This window comes from Citrobacter sp. Cu231 (assembly GCF_030332265.1).
In the GTDB taxonomy this organism is placed as follows: Bacteria; Pseudomonadota; Gammaproteobacteria; order Enterobacterales; family Enterobacteriaceae; genus Citrobacter; species Citrobacter meridianamericanus.
Genome location: NZ_JAOWIE010000032.1, coordinates 291,372 through 312,218 on the forward strand (window position 1 = coordinate 291,372; position 20,847 = coordinate 312,218).

Annotated in this window: 18 protein-coding genes; 16 read left to right on the plus strand and 2 right to left on the minus strand. The window is 52.6% G+C overall.

Annotated features, from left to right (window positions below; translation table 11 throughout):
- Positions 1-102: 102 nt before the first annotated feature.
- Together fabB and OGY15_RS07930 are read left to right on the plus strand one after the other, a co-directional pair.
- Complete coding sequence (fabB, locus tag OGY15_RS07925) at positions 103-1,323, plus strand: beta-ketoacyl-ACP synthase I (protein WP_046670107.1); 1,221 nt, start codon at positions 103-105, stop codon at positions 1,321-1,323.
- A gap of 207 nt (positions 1,324-1,530) precedes the next feature.
- Positions 1,531-2,709 carry an MFS transporter gene (locus OGY15_RS07930; RefSeq protein ID WP_286538907.1) on the plus strand — a complete coding sequence of 393 codons (1,179 nt, stop codon included), beginning with the start codon at positions 1,531-1,533 and terminating at the stop codon, positions 2,707-2,709.
- On the opposite strand, the gene flk is transcribed toward OGY15_RS07930, so the two are convergent.
- On the minus strand, positions 2,706-3,713 hold the full coding sequence (gene flk / locus OGY15_RS07935) for a flagella biosynthesis regulator Flk (RefSeq protein ID WP_286539093.1): 1,008 nt from the start codon (positions 3,711-3,713) through the stop codon (positions 2,706-2,708). The two genes, OGY15_RS07930 and flk, sit on opposite strands and share 4 nt — an antisense overlap.
- Positions 3,714-3,821: 108 nt before the next feature.
- On the opposite strand from flk, the gene pdxB reads away from it, so the two are divergent.
- The 9 genes from pdxB (at position 3,822) to purF (ending at position 12,972) form a co-directional block, all read left to right on the plus strand.
- On the plus strand, positions 3,822-4,958 hold the full coding sequence (gene pdxB / locus OGY15_RS07940; protein WP_187258656.1) for a 4-phosphoerythronate dehydrogenase PdxB: 1,137 nt from the start codon (positions 3,822-3,824) through the stop codon (positions 4,956-4,958).
- A 67-nt stretch (positions 4,959-5,025) separates the two neighbouring features.
- The gene (locus tag OGY15_RS07945) at positions 5,026-6,039 is read left to right on the plus strand and encodes an aspartate-semialdehyde dehydrogenase (protein ID WP_187253472.1); all 1,014 of its coding nucleotides are present in this window, start codon (positions 5,026-5,028) and stop codon (positions 6,037-6,039) included.
- Positions 6,039-6,851 (plus strand): tRNA pseudouridine(38-40) synthase TruA, encoded by an 813-nt coding sequence (gene truA, locus OGY15_RS07950; RefSeq protein WP_151219941.1) that lies wholly within the window; start codon positions 6,039-6,041, stop codon positions 6,849-6,851. The genes OGY15_RS07945 and truA overlap by 1 nt, the downstream gene beginning before the upstream one ends.
- A gap of 24 nt (positions 6,852-6,875) precedes the next feature.
- Entirely contained in the window at positions 6,876-7,535 is a 660-nt protein-coding gene (locus tag OGY15_RS07955; RefSeq protein WP_103770339.1) for a DedA family protein, read from the plus strand.
- A gap of 149 nt (positions 7,536-7,684) precedes the next feature.
- Positions 7,685-8,599, plus strand: coding sequence for an acetyl-CoA carboxylase, carboxyltransferase subunit beta (gene accD / locus OGY15_RS07960; protein ID WP_115601722.1), 915 nt, complete (start codon positions 7,685-7,687; stop codon positions 8,597-8,599).
- A 192-nt stretch (positions 8,600-8,791) separates the two neighbouring features.
- Positions 8,792-10,060 carry a bifunctional tetrahydrofolate synthase/dihydrofolate synthase gene (folC, locus tag OGY15_RS07965; RefSeq protein ID WP_151219940.1) on the plus strand — a complete coding sequence of 423 codons (1,269 nt, stop codon included), beginning with the start codon at positions 8,792-8,794 and terminating at the stop codon, positions 10,058-10,060.
- Entirely contained in the window at positions 10,050-10,712 is a 663-nt protein-coding gene (dedD, locus tag OGY15_RS07970; protein WP_187253470.1) for a cell division protein DedD, read from the plus strand. The genes folC and dedD overlap by 11 nt, the downstream gene beginning before the upstream one ends.
- Positions 10,713-10,932: 220 nt before the next feature.
- Positions 10,933-11,421: a colicin V production protein gene (gene cvpA, locus OGY15_RS07975; protein WP_005129678.1), complete on the plus strand. Its 489-nt coding sequence runs from the start codon at positions 10,933-10,935 to the stop codon at positions 11,419-11,421.
- Positions 11,422-11,454: 33 nt separating this feature from the next.
- Entirely contained in the window at positions 11,455-12,972 is a 1,518-nt protein-coding gene (purF, locus tag OGY15_RS07980) for an amidophosphoribosyltransferase (protein WP_005129677.1), read from the plus strand.
- 35 nt (positions 12,973-13,007) lie between these two features.
- Here purF and OGY15_RS07985 read toward each other — a convergent pair whose 3' ends face one another.
- Positions 13,008-14,435 carry a sigma-54 interaction domain-containing protein gene (locus tag OGY15_RS07985; protein ID WP_187253469.1) on the minus strand — a complete coding sequence of 476 codons (1,428 nt, stop codon included), beginning with the start codon at positions 14,433-14,435 and terminating at the stop codon, positions 13,008-13,010.
- Positions 14,436-14,648: 213 nt separating this feature from the next.
- Between OGY15_RS07985 and dokD the strand changes: the two genes are divergently transcribed.
- From dokD to OGY15_RS08010, 5 genes are all read left to right on the plus strand, one after another.
- Positions 14,649-16,046 carry an ornithine/lysine decarboxylase DokD gene (dokD, locus tag OGY15_RS07990; RefSeq protein ID WP_187253468.1) on the plus strand — a complete coding sequence of 466 codons (1,398 nt, stop codon included), beginning with the start codon at positions 14,649-14,651 and terminating at the stop codon, positions 16,044-16,046.
- Positions 16,047-16,140: 94 nt separating this feature from the next.
- Positions 16,141-17,562: an APC family permease gene (locus tag OGY15_RS07995; RefSeq protein WP_151219937.1), complete on the plus strand. Its 1,422-nt coding sequence runs from the start codon at positions 16,141-16,143 to the stop codon at positions 17,560-17,562.
- A gap of 1 nt (position 17,563) precedes the next feature.
- A complete protein-coding gene (locus OGY15_RS08000; protein ID WP_151224770.1) occupies positions 17,564-18,667 on the plus strand; it encodes an alanine/ornithine racemase family PLP-dependent enzyme in 1,104 nt (367 codons plus the stop codon).
- A gap of 66 nt (positions 18,668-18,733) precedes the next feature.
- A complete protein-coding gene (locus OGY15_RS08005; protein ID WP_210904528.1) occupies positions 18,734-20,200 on the plus strand; it encodes an amino acid permease in 1,467 nt (488 codons plus the stop codon).
- Entirely contained in the window at positions 20,197-20,766 is a 570-nt protein-coding gene (locus OGY15_RS08010) for a UbiX family flavin prenyltransferase (protein WP_151219936.1), read from the plus strand. The genes OGY15_RS08005 and OGY15_RS08010 overlap by 4 nt, the downstream gene beginning before the upstream one ends.
- Positions 20,767-20,847: the final 81 nt, after the last annotated feature.

Sequence of the window (20,847 nt, forward strand, 5' to 3'; positions counted from 1 at the left end):
CAAATTTCCACATAAAATGGCTGATCGGACTTGTTCGGCGTACAAGTGTACGCTATTGTGCCACTCGAAACTTCAAAATAGTGCGACTTACAGAGGTATTGAATGAAACGTGCAGTGATTACTGGCTTGGGCATCGTTTCCAGCATCGGTAATAACCAGCAGGAAGTCCTGGCATCTCTGCGTGAAGGACGTTCAGGGATCACTTTCTCTCAGGAGCTGAAGGACTCCGGCATGCGTAGCCACGTTTGGGGCAACGTAAAACTGGATACCACTGGCCTCATTGACCGCAAAGTAGTGCGCTTCATGAGCGACGCATCCATCTATGCATTCCTTTCAATGGAGCAGGCAGTGGCTGATGCCGGCCTGGCTGCAGAAGATTACCAGAACAATCCGCGCGTTGGCCTGATTGCAGGTTCCGGCGGCGGTTCCCCGCGTTTCCAGGTGTTCGGCGCTGACGCAATGCGTAGCCCGCGTGGCCTGAAAGCGGTTGGCCCGTATGTGGTCACTAAAGCGATGGCTTCAGGCGTTTCTGCCTGCCTCGCTACACCGTTCAAAATCCACGGTGTTAACTACTCCATCAGCTCTGCCTGTGCGACATCTGCGCACTGCATCGGCAACGCAGTAGAACAAATTCAGCTGGGCAAACAGGACATCGTTTTTGCTGGCGGCGGCGAAGAGCTGTGCTGGGAAATGGCGTGTGAATTCGACGCAATGGGCGCGCTGTCTACCAAATATAACGACGACCCATCTAAAGCTTCCCGTACCTATGACGCACACCGTGATGGTTTCGTTATTGCAGGCGGCGGCGGTATGGTCGTGGTCGAAGAGCTGGAACACGCTCTGGCTCGTGGCGCGCACATCTATGCGGAAATCGTCGGTTACGGCGCAACGTCCGATGGCGCAGACATGGTTGCTCCGTCTGGCGAAGGCGCAGTACGTTGCATGCAGATGGCGATGCACGGCGTAGATACGCCGATCGACTACCTGAACTCCCACGGTACCTCTACTCCGGTAGGCGACGTGAAAGAGCTGGGCGCAATTCGTGAAGTGTTTGGCGACAACAGCCCGGCAATTTCTGCGACCAAAGCGATGACCGGTCACTCACTGGGCGCGGCTGGTGTACAGGAAGCTATCTACTCTCTGCTGATGCTGGAACACGGCTTTATTGCGCCAAGCATCAACATTGAAGAGCTGGACGAGCAGGCGGCAGGTCTGAACATCGTGACCAAACCGACCGAGCAGGCGCTGACCACCGTGATGTCCAACAGCTTCGGCTTTGGCGGCACCAACGCTACGCTGGTTATGCGTAAACTGAAAGCGTAAGACTGAAAGATTATGCAAAAGGGGAGCCTGATGGCTCCCTTTTTTATATCGTTGACAACCGCTCTGGTTTACAGGCAGACTCCAGCTTCAACATTATCCTCTTGATAATGCGTAAGCGTTTAACGTTATCCAACGCACCTTAATCCTGATAGTCAGGTAGAGGGGGCGTGGACATTCCTCGCCTTACTCTGCATTTTGGAGTAACGCATGACTGCTGTAACCCAACAAGAAAAAACACCTTCGGCGAACTTTTCGCTGTTTCGCATCGCTTTTGCGGTTTTCCTGACCTATATGACGGTCGGTTTACCTTTGCCCGTCATTCCTCTGTTTGTGCACCAGGAACTGGGCTATGGCAATACCATGGTCGGCATCGCCGTCGGCGTACAGTTTCTGGCGACGGTATTAACACGCGGCTACGCCGGGCGGTTAGCCGATCAATATGGTGCCAAACGCTCGGCGCTGCAGGGGATGTTTGCCTGTGGGCTGGCGGGTGCGGCGTGGCTGTTAGCCGCGCTATTGCCCGTTTCTGTTCCCGTAAAATTTGCGTTGCTAATCGTCGGTCGTTTGATCCTCGGTTTTGGCGAAAGCCAACTGCTCACCGGAACGCTGACCTGGGGGCTGGGGCTAGTCGGCCCAACACGCTCCGGTAAGGTGATGTCATGGAACGGAATGGCGATTTACGGCGCGCTGGCCGCCGGTGCACCGTTGGGCCTGTTGATCCACAGCCACTTTGGCTTCGCGGCGCTGGCGGGAACCACGATGGTATTACCGCTGCTGGCATGGGTATTCAACGGCACCGTGCGTAAAGTGCCTGCACATGCAGGAGAACGCCCTTCGTTATGGAGCGTGGTAGGGCTTATCTGGAAACCGGGCCTGGGCCTGGCGCTGCAGGGCGTGGGCTTTGCGGTAATCGGTACATTTATTTCACTCTATTTTGTCAGCAACGGCTGGACGATGGCGGGGTTTACCCTGACCGCGTTTGGCGGGGCGTTTGTGCTGATGCGCATTCTGTTTGGTTGGATGCCGGACCGGTTCGGCGGCGTGAAGGTTGCCGTTGTCTCTTTGCTGGTGGAAACCGCAGGACTGATTCTGCTGTGGCAGGCCCCAACAGCCTGGGGTGCACTACTTGGAGCAGCATTAACCGGGGCCGGATGTTCGCTTATTTTCCCGGCATTGGGCGTCGAGGTGGTGAAGCGAGTGCCCGCACAGGTTCGCGGTACGGCGCTGGGCGGTTACGCCGCATTTCAGGATATCTCCTACGGCGTAAGCGGCCCGGTCGCCGGGGTTCTGGCTACCGCGTACGGTTATCCTTCGGTATTCCTTGCCGGGGCGATATCTGCCGTGGTGGGGATTGTGGTGACGCTGCTGACGCTGCGCAAAAGTTAAGCGACCAGCCAGAAAATAGCTAATGCGATCATCAGCGCAACAAATAGCAGTCCCGGTCGCGCCGACAGTGATTTAACTGTTTCAACCATCGGCGCGAACGGGCTGTAAATGGGCTGCGGATAACGCGGATCGCTGAGCTCGCGTTCGCGTTCGCGTTCCACGCGGCGCAGGAAGATTTGATTGAGCAAGTCCTGCACCTGCACCGTGGTCAGAATCGATTGTGGTTGGATCTGATACGTCTGCTGCGCGTACTCTTTTATTGCTGTCAGCTCATTCGGCTCTAATGGCAGCTTCAGCGCCGCCTGGAGCGTTTGTAGCGTCGGGGCACTTTGCAGGCTGAGCGTCTGGCGCGCCTGTAACCAGGTCACCAGATGCGTAAATTGTTTGGCGGGGATCAGCTCACCGCTTTTTACGCCAGACAACTCCAGCATCGACTGCCAGATCATCTTGCCGGATTCCCCGGTAGCCGCCGCCAGTTTAGTCACCAACTGGTTCAGCGTATTGTGCTCTGCGGGTAATAGCGGTCGGTCGGTGGCCGGGCGCTGCTGCGGCTGCGGTATTGAAAGCTGCCCCTGCTGCAATAGCGTGAGCACGTTCTTTAACTGCTCTGGCGTGAGCTGGCTGAGCGCCGTTTGCCCAAACTGCTGACGGATAAAATCACTCACCGCCTGGCGGTTATTTCCCTGACCAAGTAATTCCGTGAGCTGTGACAGCGCCTGACGATTGGCATGATTTTGCTGAGCAACCTCCAGTCGCTGGTTCAGGTTTTGCTCCGCGGCAGGAAAGTGGCGTGACTGCAATGGCGTGTCACTTTTAACGCCCAGATCGTGCTTCATTCCTGCCCACACCTCGGCGTTTTGCTGCTGGGTGAGCGAAATCAAACGGGTGATTAATCGTTCCAGCACGGTACGTTGTTGCGTGGATAACGGTTGTTCACCCGCAGCGGAAGGGGCATTTTGACCTTCGCCGGGAGGACGGGCGGGCGTACCTGAAATGGGCTGCATCATCTCTGTTCCTTAAATCTGTCCTGACCAGGTCTCGCAGTATGCCTGGCGGCGAGATTATGGCACACTTGCCCGGTTAACTCTCGTTCTCAAACAGGTGCGAAAGACGTGAAAATTCTCGTTGATGAAAATATGCCCTATGCCCGCGAACTGTTCAGTCGTTTGGGGGAGGTCAAAGCGGTTCCTGGCCGTCCGATTCCCGTTGCCGAACTGGATGATGCGGATGCCTTAATGGTGCGCTCGGTGACGAAAGTAAATGAATCACTGCTTAGCGGAAAACCGATTAAATTTGTCGGCACAGCAACCGCAGGCACAGATCATGTGGATGACGCCTGGCTTGCGCAGTCTGGGATCGGTTTTTCCGCCGCGCCCGGTTGTAACGCGATAGCGGTCGTAGAATATGTTTTTTCAGCGTTGCTGATGCTGGCGGAGCGCGACGGTTTCGCGTTACGCGATCGTACCGTGGGTATTGTGGGGGTGGGCAACGTGGGCGGGCGTTTGCAGGCGCGCCTGGAAGCGCTGGGGATCCGCACGTTGCTGTGCGATCCGCCGCGAGCCGATCGCGGTGACGAGGGCGATTTCCGCTCGCTGGACGAACTGGTAGAGCAAGCCGATGTGCTGACTTTCCATACGCCGCTGTTCAAAGACGGACCCTACAAAACGCTGCATCTCGCTGATGACGCACTGATTAGCCGACTGAAGCCGGGTACCATCCTGATCAATGCCTGTCGTGGGCCGGTGATCGACAATACGGCATTGCTGAACCGATTGAATGCCGGGCAGTTGTTGAGTGTCGTGCTTGATGTTTGGGAAGGGGAGCCGGATCTCAACGTGGCATTGCTTGAAAAAGCTGATATCGGCACCGCGCACATTGCTGGATATACCCTGGAAGGAAAAGCGCGAGGCACCACGCAGGTCTTTGAGGCTTATAGCAAGTTTATTGGACACGAACAGCACATTGCGCTTAATACCCTGTTACCTGCGCCGGAGTTTGGTCGTATCACCCTGCATGGTCCGTTAGATCAGCCAACGCTGAAAAGGCTGGCGCATTTAGTGTATGATGTGCGCCGCGATGATGCGCCGCTGCGTAAAGTCGCTGGAATTCCGGGTGAATTTGATAAACTGCGCAAAAATTATCTTGAGCGCCGTGAATGGTCGTCTTTGTATGTGATGTGTGACGACGCAACCGCTGCTGCCTTGTTGTGTAAGCTGGGTTTTAACGCCGTTCATCACCCGGCACATTAATGTCTTCTTAATGCTCCCTGTCGAATAATGCGACAGGGACGCTTACGTATTTCTGGAGTAAATCACCATGTCTGAAGGCTGGAATATTGCCATTCTGGGCGCAACGGGCGCCGTAGGCGAAGCCCTGCTCGATACGCTGGCTGAACGCCAGTTCCCGGTCGGTGAAATTTATGCGCTGGCGCGTAATGAAAGCGCCGGTGAGCATCTGCGTTTTAACGGTAAATCGGTCATTGTTCAGGATGTTGCCGACTTTGACTGGACGCAGGCGCAACTGGCATTTTTTGTTGCAGGCGTTGAAGCCACTGCCGCATGGGTGGAAGAAGCAACCAATGCAGGTTGTCTGGTTATCGACAGCAGTGGCCTGTTTGCGCTCGAGCCGGACGTTCCGCTGGTGGTTCCGGACGTTAATCCGTTCGTGCTGGCGGATTATCGCAACCGGAATGTGATTGCGGTCCCTGACAGCCTGACCAGCCAGTTGCTGTCTGCGCTGAAGCCGCTGATTGATGACGGCGGGCTGTCACGGATTACGGTGACCAACATTATTTCGGCTTCCGCTCACGGTAAAAAAGCCGTAGACGCGCTGGCCGGACAAAGCGCGAAACTGCTTAATGGCATTCCGATTGACGAAGATGATTTCTTTGGTCGTCAGCTGGCGTTCAATATGCTGCCGCTGCTGCCCGATCGCGAAGGCAGCGTGCGGGAAGAGCGTCGTATCGTTGATGAAGTGCGCAAAATTATGCAAGACGACGGTCTGCTGATCTCCGCCAGCATCGTGCAGTCCCCGGTGTTTTATGGCCATGCGCAGATGGTGAATTTTGAAGCCCTGCGTCCATTGGCGGCGGAAGAAGCTCGTGATGCGTTTTCACGCGGCGAAGATGTGGTGTTGTCGGAAGAGACCGATTTCCCGACCCAGGTTGGCGACGCGTCAGGTACTCCGCACCTTTCCATTGGTTGCGTGCATAACGATTACGGCATGCCGGAGCAGGTTCAGTTTTGGTCTGTGGCAGACAACGTACGCTTTGGCGGTGCGTTGATGGCGGTGAAAATTGCGGAAAAACTGGTGCAGGAGTACCTGTACTAATGTCTGACCTGCAACAGCCGTCAACCCATAAAATTGCGCTGGGCATTGAGTACGACGGCAGCAAATATTATGGCTGGCAGCGCCAGAACGAAGTGCGTAGTGTTCAGGAAAAACTGGAAAAAGCGCTCTCTCAGGTGGCGAATGAACGTATTAATGTTTTTTGTGCAGGTCGCACGGATGCGGGCGTTCATGGCACTGGGCAGGTTGTGCATTTTGAAACCACTGCTCAGCGTAAAGATGCGGCCTGGACACTGGGGGTAAATGCGAATTTACCTGGTGACATCGCCGTGCGCTGGGTGAAAGCTGTACCTGATGATTTTCATGCCAGATTTAGCGCTACGGCTCGCCGTTATCGCTACATCATCTACAATCATCGGTTGCGCCCTGCGGTTTTGGGTAAAGGGGTAACCCATTATTATGAACCGCTGGACGCTGAGCGTATGCATCGTGCAGCCCAGTGTCTGATTGGCGAAAATGATTTTACCTCGTTCCGTGCGGTACAGTGCCAGTCGCGCACACCGTGGCGTAACGTGATGCACATTAACGTCGAACGTTTCGGTGCATATGTGGTGGTGGATATTAAAGCGAATGCCTTTGTACATCATATGGTCAGGAATATTGTCGGCAGCCTGATGGAAGTAGGTGCCCACAACCAGCCGGAGAGCTGGATAGCAGAACTGTTAGCGGCGAAGGACAGAACGCTGGCAGCGGCAACGGCGAAAGCGGAAGGACTGTATCTGGTTGCAGTAGATTACCCGGAACGGTTCGACCTGCCAAAACCGCCTATGGGCCCGCTATTTCTGGCGGACTAATTTGAGTCGTATAAAGGCAAAACTATGGACCTGATTTACTTTCTTATTGATTTTATCCTGCACATTGATGTGCACCTGGCGGAGCTGGTCGCGGAATACGGTATCTGGGTATACGCGATTCTGTTTCTGATCCTGTTCTGTGAAACCGGGCTGGTGGTGACGCCGTTCCTGCCGGGAGACTCGCTGCTGTTTGTTGCTGGTGCGCTTTCTGCGCTGCCAACTAACGATCTTAATGTTCATCTGATGGTGGTATTGATGATTGTGGCGGCGATCGTGGGCGATGCGGTGAACTACACGATTGGCCGGTTGTTCGGTGAAAAACTATTTAGCAACCCGAACTCCAAAATTTTCCGTCGCAGCTATTTGGATAAAACCCATGCGTTCTATGAGCGTCATGGTGGTAAAACCATTATTCTTGCGCGTTTCGTACCCATCGTACGGACATTTGCGCCGTTTGTTGCCGGTATGGGGCACATGTCCTACCGTCATTTTGCGATGTATAACGTCGCAGGCGCGCTGCTGTGGGTCTTGCTGTTTACCTATGCAGGTTATCTGTTCGGCGATCTGCCGATCGTTCAGGAAAACCTGAAATTACTGATTGTGGCGATTATTGTCCTTTCCGTATTGCCGGGCGTAATTGAAGTGATTCGCCATAAGCGTGCTGCGTCACGGGCTGCAAAATAGAAAGTAACTCAGCGGTTCGACCACTTTTTTATCCAAAGTTTCGGGCTGTTATGTTTTAATGTGCAACATTCATGGTCTGTTAGGGGCAAAAATGGCATTATGCGCCCCTTATAACAAAGCTGACTAGGGTTCAGGCAGAAAGGTCACCAATGAGCTGGATTGAACGAATTAAAAGCAACATTACTCCCACCCGCAAGGCAAGCATTCCTGAAGGGGTGTGGACCAAGTGTGATAGCTGCGGTCAGGTTTTATACCGTGCTGAGCTGGAACGTAATCTTGAGGTCTGTCCGAAGTGTGACCATCATATGCGCATGTCGGCGCGCAATCGCCTGCATAGCCTGTTAGATGAAGGTTCTCTTGTGGAACTGGGTAGCGAACTTGAGCCGAAAGATGTGCTGAAGTTTCGTGACTCCAAAAAGTACAAAGACAGACTGGCCTCTGCGCAGAAAGAAACCGGCGAGAAAGATGCGCTGGTGGTAATGAAAGGCACGCTGCATGGTATGCCGGTCGTTGCTGCGGCATTCGAGTTCGCGTTTATGGGCGGCTCCATGGGCTCTGTGGTCGGCGCGCGTTTTGTCCGTGCCGTCGAACAGGCGCTGGAAGATAACTGTCCGCTGATCTGCTTCTCCGCTTCTGGCGGGGCGCGTATGCAGGAAGCACTGATGTCTCTGATGCAGATGGCAAAAACCTCTGCCGCGCTGGCGAAAATGCAGGAACGCGGTTTACCGTATATTTCTGTACTGACCGACCCAACGATGGGCGGTGTTTCCGCAAGCTTCGCAATGCTGGGCGATCTCAATATTGCCGAACCGAAAGCACTGATTGGTTTTGCGGGTCCGCGTGTTATCGAGCAAACCGTACGTGAGAAACTGCCGCCGGGATTCCAGCGCAGCGAGTTCCTGATTGAAAAAGGCGCTATCGATATGATTGTCCGCCGTCCGGAAATGCGCCTGAAACTGGCAAGCATTCTGGCGAAGCTGATGAATCTTCCTGCGCCGAATCCGGATGAGCCGCGTGAAGGCGAGGTGGTACCTCCGGTACCCGATCAGGAATCAGAGGCCTGATAACTTACTCTATGGATTTCGAGTTGCAGGAAGGCGGCAAGAGAGTGAACCCCGATGAGCTTGCGCTGGCAAGTGATTCGGGTGAGCGAGAGCAGCCAATACACCTGCAGCTTGAAGGACGACGAGTAAAAAAGGGCAGGGCCAACTGGCGCTGCCTTTTGCTTTTTTCTACGTAATAAAATTACAGGCATCATGGACAATAAACGTATTCCTCAAGCCGCGTCGCCCCTGGCGTCGTGGCTTTCTTATCTGGAAAACCTGCACAGTAAAACCATCGATCTGGGCCTTGAGCGTGTAAGCCAGGTGGCGCGCAAACTGGGTGTGTTGAAACCCGCGCCATTTGTGTTTACGGTGGCAGGAACCAACGGAAAAGGCACGACCTGTCGTACGCTGGAATCTGTGCTGACCGCAGCAGGCTATAAAGTCGGGGTCTACAGTTCGCCGCATCTGGTGCGCTACACGGAACGCGTGCGCGTGCAGGGGCGTGAACTGTCGGAATCAGCGCATACCGCATCGTTTGCTGAGATCGAAGACGCGCGTGGCGACATTTCTCTGACCTACTTTGAATACGGTACGCTATCAGCGCTCTGGTTGTTTAAACAGGCGCAATTGGATGTCGTTATTCTGGAAGTGGGGCTGGGCGGGCGTCTTGATGCCACCAATATCGTTGATGCTGATGTGGCTGTGATCACTAGTATTGCGCTTGATCATACCGACTGGCTGGGCCCGGATCGTGAAAGCATTGGTCGTGAGAAAGCGGGAATTTTCCGCGCAGAGAAACCGGCTATCGTTGGCGAACCGGAAATGCCTTACACCATCGCGGATGTCGCGCAAGAGTGCGGGGCAATTTTGCAACGCTGCAGCGTGGACTGGCGCTATGCGGTAACTGAGAACGACTGGTCGTTTACGGATAATCACGGAACGTTGGCGCATCTGCCGTTGCCACAGGTTCCCCAACCTAACGCTGCTACCGCACTGGCCGCGCTGCGCGCAAGCGGGCTAAAAGTCAGCGAGCAGGCCATTCGTGACGGCATCAAACACGCGATTTTGCCCGGACGCTTCCAGATTGTGAGCGAGTCGCCGCGAGTGATTTTCGATGTTGCCCATAACCCGCATGCGGCGGAATATCTGACCGGACGTCTGAAAAAGTTAGTGAAAAGCGGGCGTGTACTTGCGGTTATCGGTATGCTACATGATAAAGACATTGCCGGTACGTTAGCCTGGTTAAAAAGCGTGGTTGACGTTTGGTACTGTGCGCCCCTGGAAGGGCCGCGTGGCGCAACGGCAGAACAATTGCTGGAGCATCTGGGCAAAGGCAACGCCTATGACAGCGTGGCGCAGGCATGGTCTGCGGCACTGGCTGAGGCGAAGCCTGAAGATACCGTGTTGGTGTGTGGATCGTTTCACACTGTCGCACATGTCATGGAAGTAATAGACGTGGGGAGAAGCGGTGGCGAGTAAGTTTCAGAATCGATTAGTCGGCACAATTGTGCTGGTCGCGCTGGGAGTGATTGTGCTCCCCGGGTTGCTTGACGGGCAGAAAAAGCATTATCAGGATGAGTTTGCGGCGATCCCTCTGGTGCCGAAACCCGGCGATCGCGATGAACCAGACATGATGCCTGCGGCAACGCAGGCGCTGCCGACCCAGCCGCCGGAAGGGGCGGCAGAAGAGGTGCGTGCGGGTGATGCTGCCGCGCCATCCTTAGATCCTTCACGTTTGACGACGGCCAACAGCGCAGAGTTGGATCCTGTCCCTGCGCCCGTAGAGCAGCCGAAGCCTAAACCGAAGCCGCAGCCTGTTGCCGTCGCTCCGACGCCTGCACCGGCCCCAGCACCTAAACCGGCCGCTGAAGAACCGCCAGCGCCAACCGGCAAGGCGTACGTCGTACAGCTCGGGGCGCTGAAAAATGCGGATAAGGTCAATGAGATCGTGGGTAAACTTCGTGGCGCGGGCTTCCGGGTATATACTTCCCCGTCAACGCCGGTGCAGGGTAAAATAACCCGCATTCTCGTCGGGCCGGACGCCTCCAAAGATAAGCTGAAGAGCTCGCTGGGCGAGCTGCAGAAGCTCTCTGGTCTGAGTGGCGTCGTGATGGGGTACACCCCTAATTAAGGGATTGCGCTATTTACGGCGCAGCTCTTATTCTGGCCGGATACGGTGTTTTCACCGCTATCCGGCAGTGCCCGAAGAGGCATAAAACGGTATGGCGTTGAAGATTTTTTCAGCGCCATTTTTATTTACGCGTGGAAAGGAAATCCCTACGCAAACGTTTTCTTTTTCTGTTAGAATGCGCCCCGAACAGGACGACAGGGCGTAAAATCGTGGGACACATATGGTCTGGATTGATTACGCCATTATCGCGGTGATTGGTTTTTCCTGTCTGGTTAGCCTGATCCGTGGCTTTGTTCGTGAAGCATTATCGTTGGTGACTTGGGGTTGTGCTTTCTTTGTCGCCAGCCATTACTACACTTACCTGTCTGTCTGGTTTACGGGCTTTGAAGACGAACTGGTTCGAAATGGGATTGCTATCGCGATACTGTTCATCGCGACACTTATCGTCGGCGCTATCGTTAACTTTGTGATAGGCCAACTGGTAGAGAAAACAGGTCTGTCGGGAACCGACAGAGTGTTGGGGATCTGCTTCGGTGCTCTGCGCGGAGCGCTGATTGTCGCCGCCATCTTGTTCTTTCTCGATACGTTTACCGGTCTGTCGAAAAGTGAAGACTGGAGTAAGTCGCAGCTGATCCCGCAGTTCAGTTTCATCATCAGATGGTTCTTTGACTATCTGCAAAGCTCGTCAAGTTTCTTGCCCAAAGTATAAACTTTGGGTTGTTGCTGAACGAGGAAAAGACGTATGTGCGGTATTGTCGGTATCGCCGGTGTTATGCCGGTAAACCAGTCGATTTATGACGCGTTAACGGTGCTCCAGCATCGTGGCCAGGATGCCGCTGGCATCATCACCATTGATGCCAACAACTGCTTCCGCTTGCGTAAAGCTAACGGAATGGTGAGCGACATTTTTGAAGCGCGCCACATGCAGCGTTTGCAGGGCAACATGGGCATCGGTCATGTGCGTTACCCAACGGCTGGCAGCTCCAGCGCCTCCGAGGCTCAACCTTTCTATGTCAACTCACCGTATGGCATCACGCTTGCCCACAATGGCAACCTGACCAACGCGCATGAGCTGCGTAAAAAGCTGTTTGAAGAAAAGCGCCGCCACATCAATACCACTTCAGATTCAGAAATTCTGCTGAATATTTTCGCCAGTGAGCTGGATAACTTCCGCCACTACCCGCTGGAAGCCGATAATATTTTTGCCGCTATTGCGGCAACCAACCGCCAGATCCGCGGTGCCTATGCCTGCGTGGCGATGATTATCGGTCACGGTATGGTTGCCTTCCGCGATCCGAACGGCATCCGTCCGCTGGTGCTGGGTAAACGTGATATTGGCGATGGTCGTACCGAGTACATGGTGGCCTCCGAGAGCGTAGCACTGGATACGCTGGGCTTTGAATTCCTGCGTGACGTAGCTCCTGGCGAAGCGGTCTATATCACCGAAAAAGGTCAGCTGTTTACCCGGCAGTGTGCGGATAACCCAGTCAGCAATCCGTGCCTGTTCGAGTATGTTTACTTTGCACGTCCTGACTCTTTTATCGACAAGATTTCCGTCTACAGCGCCCGTGTAAACATGGGTACCAAGCTTGGCGAAAAAATTGCTCGTGAGTGGGAAGATCTGGACATCGACGTAGTGATCCCGATTCCGGAAACCTCGTGCGATATCGCGCTGGAAATTGCCCGCATTCTCGGTAAGCCGTACCGTCAGGGTTTTGTGAAAAACCGCTACGTGGGCCGTACCTTTATCATGCCGGGCCAGCAGCTGCGCCGTAAATCCGTGCGCCGTAAGCTGAACGCCAACCGTGCGGAATTCCGTGATAAAAACGTGCTGCTGGTGGATGACTCTATTGTACGCGGTACCACCTCTGAACAGATTATCGAGATGGCGCGTGAAGCCGGAGCGAAGAAGGTGTATCTGGCCTCTGCTGCCCCGGAAATTCGCTTCCCGAACGTTTATGGTATTGATATGCCTACGGCGACGGAGCTGATTGCACATGGTCGCGAAGTGGACGAGATTCGCCAAATAATTGGCGCAGATGGTCTTATCTTCCAGGATCTGAACGATCTGATTGAAGCCGTTCGCGCTGAGAACCCGGATATTCAGCAGTTTGAATGTTCAGTGTTTAACGGTGTGTACGTCACCAAAGATGTCGACCAGCAATATCTCGATTTCCTCGACTCCCTGCGTAACGACGACGCCAAAGCGATTTTGCGTCAGAACGAAGCGGAAAACCTTGAGATGCACAACGAAGGTTAATGATATCGCCAGCGGCAAAATGTCGCTGGCTTTCATCAGTCACTAACTACGCCGAAGCGAATAGCGTATTTCTGTACCTTGTATTGCAGCGTCGTTCGAGAAATATTGAGACTGCGTGCCGCAGCGGCAATATTTCCCTGACAGGTATTTAGTGCCGTTTCAATCAGGCTTTTTTCGAACCTGGCTACCTGTACATCAAGGGAGCCATCTCCCTCAGACTCCGCGCGTACTGGGCGGCTGACAACGGTTGGGATATCCGTAACCCCTAAGCTTAATTCTTCCTCTTCAAAGACAATTTTTTTTAGCATTCCGTCGTTTTCTTGCATAATCATGCTGCGCACGATGGCATTTTCCAGCATCCTGACATTGCCGGGCCAGGTATGATGTAACAAGGCAATACGTGCGGCTTCGCTCAGACCATGTATATCTTGCGGCACATCATTACGGTATTTATCGATGAAATAATTAGCCAGTAGCGCAATATCTTCCGGACGTTTGCGTAAAGGCGGAAGGGTGAGCATACCCACATTCAGACGATAAAACAGATCTGCGCGTAGCTTACCTGTTTGAATCAGCCGTGCGGGCGTTTCATTCATTGCCGCAACGATACGTACATCAGAATGGATCTGCTGTTGACCGCCCAGCCGCCAGAACGTTTTATCCTGGAGAAAACGCAGGAGCTTACTTTGCATCTCAATGGGCATCGCGTTTAGTTCATCCAGAAAGAGCGTTCCTCCGTTGGCCAGTTCCAGATACCCCTGACTATTTTCTGCTCCGGTGTACGCACCGCGGACAGTACCAAAAAGTGTACTTTCGATGAGCGTCGGCGGGAGTGCGCCGCAGTTCAGGGCAATAAAAGGTTTGTCAGCGCGTTTACTACATTGATGGATGAGACGAGAAAAAAGCTCTTTACCGGTTCCTGTTTCGCCAACGATAGTCACTGGAATATTGCTGGCTGCCAGACGTTTTGCCTTCGCAATGTTGTGCAGCATTTCCGCATTCTCAGTAATGATTGCGTGGTGTTTTTCATGGCGATCGGCATAGAGCAGATGGTTTAGTTCAACAACCTGCTCCTGCAGCCGCCTGACGCCGGACATATTCCTGCCAATTTCAATCACGCCAATCATACTGCCATCGCTTGACCAGAGCGGGGCGGTGGTATGTTGATAATCTACCGCCTGGCCGCGTGCGTTATAGTAAATCTGGTAGTGTCCAATATATTCCACGCCCTTCTTCAATGATGAAAGCATGGTGCTTTGCGTCTCTTTCATGCTCGGATAGACGTCCAGCATATGTTTTCCTAATGCCTGCTCAATGCTATATCCATCCAGATCCGCGCTTTCCTGGTTGTAGTAGACATACTCGCCACGTTCATTGATCACCGCCAGGGGTTGGTGGATGAGGTCGAAGAAGCGGGAGAATATTTTAAGTGCTGCAGCCAGCTCTTTGTTGGTCGAAGCCATAGCCGGATTCCTTCTTTTCCTGTTTTTCACTGCATCATTATAGAGATGACGAATTTTCGTCGTTTTGATGAATAACATGCTAAGTGACAAAAAATATAATTCGCTATTATTTATAACGTATTGATTTTTAATAAATAAAAACATGGCATGCCTGTTGCTATATATCCATCAAATGAATGTGGATTCTTGTGATGAAAATAAGCAGAGGATGTTATGACTGATTCGATTATTCAAAACTACAACCAGTTACGTGAGCAGCTGATAAAGAACGATCGCCGTTTCCAGCAAAAAGAGGGGCACTTGTGTTTTGAAGGCGTGGATCTGGATGCGTTAGCACGCAAGTATCCTACCCCGTTCTATGTGTTCTCTGAGTCAGAGATCATTCGTAATATCAACGAAATTCAGCAGGCGTTCGCTGCCCACAAAAACACTAAAACTTTTTTTGCTTCTAAAACCTGTTCAGTAATGGGCGTTCTTCAGGCCATTCGTGACGCAGGAATTTGTGCAGAGGCAAATTCGCAGTATGAAGTGCGTAAATGCCTGGAAATTGGCTTTCGTGGCGATCAGATCGTTTTTAACGGCGTAGTGAAAAAACCTGCAGATCTGGAATATGCCATTGCCAACGATCTGTACCTGATCAACGTCGACAGCCTATATGAACTGGATCATATCGACGCGATCTCCCGTAAATTGAAGAAAGTTGCCAATGTCTGCGTGCGCGTGGAACCCAACGTTCCTTCTGCGACACATGCAGAGCTGGTGACGGCTTTTCACGCTAAATCGGGGCTGGATCTGGAGCAAGCGGAAGAAACCTGTCGGCGGATTTTGGAAATGCCTTATGTCCATCTGCGCGGATTGCACATGCATGTGGGCGACCAGGTGCCGGAGTCGGAACCGTTTGCCAAAGCGACAAAAGTGCTGGTGGATGAATCCCGACGCCTGGAAGAGGTTCTGGGCATTAAATTTGATCTTATCAACGTAGGCGGCGGTATCCCTGTGCCCTACAAATATGATGAAGAGAATGGTGATCCGCTGAAAGACAACATGTATGCCGGGATAACGGCGCAGGACTTTGCTGATGCGGTTATTCGTGAAGTTCATAAATGGCGTACGGATGTGGAGATCTGCATTGAGCCTGGGCGTAAAGTGACCGGCTCGGCTGCGGTCCTGTTAACCGAAGTTGCCTGTGAAAAACGTAAAACGAACTACGACCTGAACGGCAATGTGGAATGTCATGTTGAATGGAAATTTGTTGATGCTGGATACAGCGTGCTGTCAGACAGCCAGCATTTTGACTGGTTCTTCTACGTCTACAACGTCTCCAGAATGACCGATGCTCACGATGCGTGGATCAAACTCGCCGGACCGCTGTGTGATGGCGGTGACTATTTCCATATGGGCGTGAAGGGGGAAGAGTTCCTGATGCCGCAGAACACGCAAATCGGCGATATCGTCGCGTTTCTGGATGCGGGCGCTTATACCATCGAAAGCCAAACCGTGTATAACAACCGCCCACGCTCAGCTGTTGTGATGATAGACAAAGAGGGTAAAGACCGCTTAATCCGTCGGGAAGACAGTTACGAAGATATGGTCAAGTACGACATTTATTAAATCTCATTTTGGGACTCCGGCAGCGGCTGGAGTCCGTGAGTCAGGTGATTCGAAGAGGGCAGTGATGCCCCTGAGTGCATAACAGGAGATGGCCATGAGTAACAATAGTTCTGGCTTACTTGGCATCAAAGATATTGTCTTTATGAATGTCATTGCCATTCTGAGTTTGCGGCAAATACCCAATGTCGCGCCCTACGGCGCTTCAGCAATGTTGCTGTGGGTGATCGCCGCATTCTGTCTGTTCTTTCCTCTGGCGATGGTGTGCGGTGAACTGTCGACCGGATGGCCGAAAGATGGCGGGATATTCGTCTGGATCAAAGAGGCGTTTGGGAAACGTATCGCGTGGATAGTGGTGGTGTGCTTCCTCTTTTCCTGCGTGTTGTTTTTTCCCTTGATGCTTCAGTTCGGTTTTACGGCGTTGGGGTACATGATAGGCGGGGGCCTCGCGGAGAATAAGGCCTTTATTGGTATTGGTTCGGCGGTGATTTTTTGGTTGCTGACGTTAATGAATATTCGCGGCATGGAGTGGACCAAAATTATCAATAGCGTCAGCGCCTGGTGCGGCGTGTTCATCCCATCCGCCATTTTGATTATCCTGGCTATTGTGTGGTTGGCGACCGGGCATAAGATGCAAACCGATTATGCGACGGCGGCGAACTGGGTTCCTGATCTGAGCCATTGGGATACTATCGTCTTTCTGTCGAGCATGATGTTTGCTTTCGCCGGGCTGGAAGTCGCGCCAATGATTGCCGGACGTACGCGCAATCCGCAACGTGATTTCCCGCGCGCGATGGCGGTTTCTGCAGCCGTTATTGTTGGGATTTACATGGTTGGTACCTGGGCGCTGAACACACTGTTACCCGCGGGAAAAACCGATATTGTGGCGGGTGTGATGCAGGCAATGCATGCCGCGGCGGATACGTTACATATGCCCTGGCTGATCCCGGTAATGGCAATCTGCATGTTCTTTGGTGCATTAGGCCAGATCAACTCCTGGCTGGTAGGTCCTATCTACATGCTTCAGGAAGCCTCGCGTGAGGATAATTTGTTAGGGGATAAAATTGCCCGGTTGCATCCAGTCTGGAAAACGCCAGCCTTTGCGCTGATTGTTCAGGCAATAATCGTTACGGTATTGTGTTTCTCAACCTTTATCTCCCCGAGCGTCGCCGCGGCATACTGGATGCTGACTGCATTGACGACCATCACCTATTTCATTCCTTATCTGGTGATGTTCCCGGCATTCTGGCGTTTGCGTCAGACGCAACCGGATACGCCCAGAAGCTTCAAAATCCCTGGAAAAGTCTTACCTGCCGTCCTGCCTGCACTTGGATTTATCTCTATTGCTTTTGCTGTCGCATTACTGTTTATCCCGCCTTCACAAATTGATATGGGAGGATATTTCCAGTACGCCGGCAAGATCGTGGGTGGCGCGTTGCTGGCCGTCATCGTTGCTGAATGTATCTATCACCGGGCCCAGAAACGTAACGCTCGTCTGAGCGTGGCAGGAGGAAAATAAAATGTATATGCCAATCCTGGAAATCAATTTACGCAAGCTGGAAGAAAATGCCCGAACGGAAAAAGCGCTGTTAGCCAGCAGTGGGATTGAGGTCATGGCCGTCAATAAAGTTTTTGATGGCTGTATTGAAACCGCACAGGCGGTATTTGATGGCGGCATTAAGGTGATTGCAGAATCGCGGACCTATAACCTGAAAAAAATCCGTGAAATCGGCTGTACAACCTGTCTGCTCCGCAGTCCTTGCCTGAGTGAGATTGAAGATGTTATCCGTTATGCCGATATCAGTCTGAACAGCGAACCCATCATCCTGCGGGCGCTATCTCAGGAAGCCCAACGCCAGGGGAAAACGCATCAGGTGTTGCTGATGGTGGATATGGGGGATTTACGCGAAGGTATCTGGTTCACCGAGTATTCACACATTCTCAGCACCATCCGGCTCATTCAGGAATTGCCTTGCCTGGAACTGTATGGCCTGGGAACCAACTTCAACTGCTATGGCACGGTCTTGCCGACAGTGAAAAATGGTGAAGATTTTCTGGCACTGGCCGCACGAGTCGAGCAGGACAGCGGTGTGGCAGTTCGCCGACTCTCTGCCGGTAATTGCACCAGCTACCATTTACTGGATAAAGGTATTTGGCCTAAGGGGTTAAACCACCTGCGTATTGGGGGGCTACATGAGTTCGGCATTGAATATGTCGAGATGAAGTATCTGAATGAATTTCATCACTCTACAAAACCGGTGGAAAAAGCCTGTTCCGACATGTATGTCCTTGAGGCAGAGATTATTGAGCTGAACAGCAAGCCAACAATACCCGTTGGAGAACTTGGCGTAGACGCCTTCCTGCAAACAAAAACCTTTGTCGATCATGGCACGCGTTTGCGGGCGTTGTTGGCATTTGGTCGACAGGATGTCCCTTCCGATAACTGTGTGCCTTGCGATGACAATATCACCATTCTGGGACAAACCAGCGATCATACGCTGGTGGATATTGAAGCATGCGAGCAGCCGCTGAAAGTCGGGGATATCATCCGCTTTGAACTCGACTACACAGGGCTTCTGATGGCCTGTCAGACGAAGGGCGTTGCCACGCGGTTTATTCGTTAAGCCACTGCCGCCACAGTAGTGCATATGTGGCGGCGTCTCTGACCCTTTCTGAGACAGGGAGTGACCATGAGTACCCTGCAAGCGCTACCCCCCGTCGAACCTGAAAATGGATTACGACGAAACCTCAAAAAGCGTCATTTGCTGATGATGTCGCTCGGCGGGACAATCGGTACAGGTTTGTTTATCGGCATAGCCGAACCGCTGAATAGCGTTGGACCAGCTGGAACATTGTTGGCTTATCTGTTCGCTGGTGCGATTATGCTGGCAACTATGATGTGCCTTGGCGAACTGTCCTGCGCATTTCCCCACTCAGGCTCATTTCAGCATTATGCGTTGATGTTCATGCCCAATCCTATCTGGAGCTATACCATTGGCTGGTTATATTGGCTGAGTTGGGTGTTTTCCCTGGCGGCGGATCTGACTGCTGCGGGCTTCATTGCCCATCAATTTTTCCCCGTTATCCCTATCCACTTCTTCTGTCTTATCATTCTTGTCGTGTTAACGCTGATCAATCTCTGTTCGGCGAAAAGTTTCGGCGAATGTGAATACTGGTTATCTGCGATTAAAGTTTTCGCGATAGTGCTTTTTATCGCGGCGGGTGGGGTAATGATCTTCTCGCTGTCAGGAGACACGAACTGGCATCCAACGTTAAAAAGTGGAGGATTGTGGTTTCCCCACGGATGGGAGCAAATTCTGGTCTGCATGACAATCGTCATCTATTCGTTCCAGGGCGTTGAGCTGGTTGGAAACGCGGCAGGCGAAACGGAGTCGCCGCATAGTGTCTTACCCAAGGTGATTCTTGGAATCGGTCTGCGTATTATTCTGTTTTACGGTCTGGCGATTGCTGTTCTGGCGTTGGTTTATCCGCAGGGAAAGATACCCGATGGAACCAGCCCCTTCGTGTGGGTATTCTCACATGTCGGTATGCCTGGCGCAGATGTCCTGATGACGCTAGTCATATTCTCTGCTGCTGTGTCAGCGGCGAATTCCGCAATCTATGCCAGTTCACGCATGTTATGGTCAATGTCGGGCGACCGTTTCGCCCCCCGTTTTTTCGCCAGGACTAACGCCAGCGGTGTGCCTGTTTACGCTATTCTGATAACAGTAATGCTGGCTCTGGTATCGATGCTGACTCGCTATATTCCTGCACAGAAATTCTATATTTTGTTGATTGCCAGTACCGGGCAGGTGGGTTGTCTGGCGTGGATTACTATTGGCTGGTGTCAGTATCAGTTTCGCAAGGCTGTGAATGACGGGAAGTATTCCCCTGATTTACTGCGCTATCGTTCACCGTTTTTTCCCTGGATGGCCAGGTTTGTTATTGTTACAAATGTTGCCATTATGGTGGGAACCTGGTTCAGTGAAAAAGGGGGCGTGATCATGCTGGTAGAACTGGCTTTTATGGTTTGTATTCTGGTTTCATGGTATGCGCTAAAACCTGCTTTGCGGACTGAAGAGGAGAGTGATTCCAGGTTGTCTGCGGTAAAGAAATACGGCACAGTTAGCCCATCAAGTGATGGAAAAGTAAAATGAAACGACTCATTGTAGGGATTAGTGGCGCAAGCGGGGCAATTTACGGCGTGCGCTTGCTGCAGGTTTTGCGTGACGTTACCGATGTGGAAACCCATTTGGTTATGAGCGCCGCTGCCCGGCAGACGCTGGCGCTGGAAACGGACCTCTCCGTGCGCGACGTGCAGGCGCTGGCGAATGTGACTCATGATTCGCGAGATATTGCCGCCAGCATCTCCTCCGGCTCTTTTCAGACCGCTGGAATGGTTATCCTGCCGTGTTCAATTAAAACGCTTTCCGGCATCGTCCACAGCTACACCGATGGGTTGCTTACCCGTGCGGCAGATGTGGTGTTGAAAGAACGTCGTCCGCTGGTACTGTGCGTGCGTGAAACGCCTCTACATTTGGGGCATCTGCGGCTGATGACCCAGGCGGCAGAAATTGGCGCGGTGATTATGCCGCCTGTCCCGGCATTCTATCATCGCCCGCAAACGCTCGATGATGTGATTAATCAAACGGTTAATCGCGTACTTGACCAGTTTGATATCTCCCTTGCGCAGGATCTGTTCACCCGCTGGCAAGGGGCGTAATCCGTTCTATTCGCGTGCAAAGAAACATCCATTGCCCTGTTTCAGGGCAATTTTGTAACCGCGATCATATCCTCAACATTT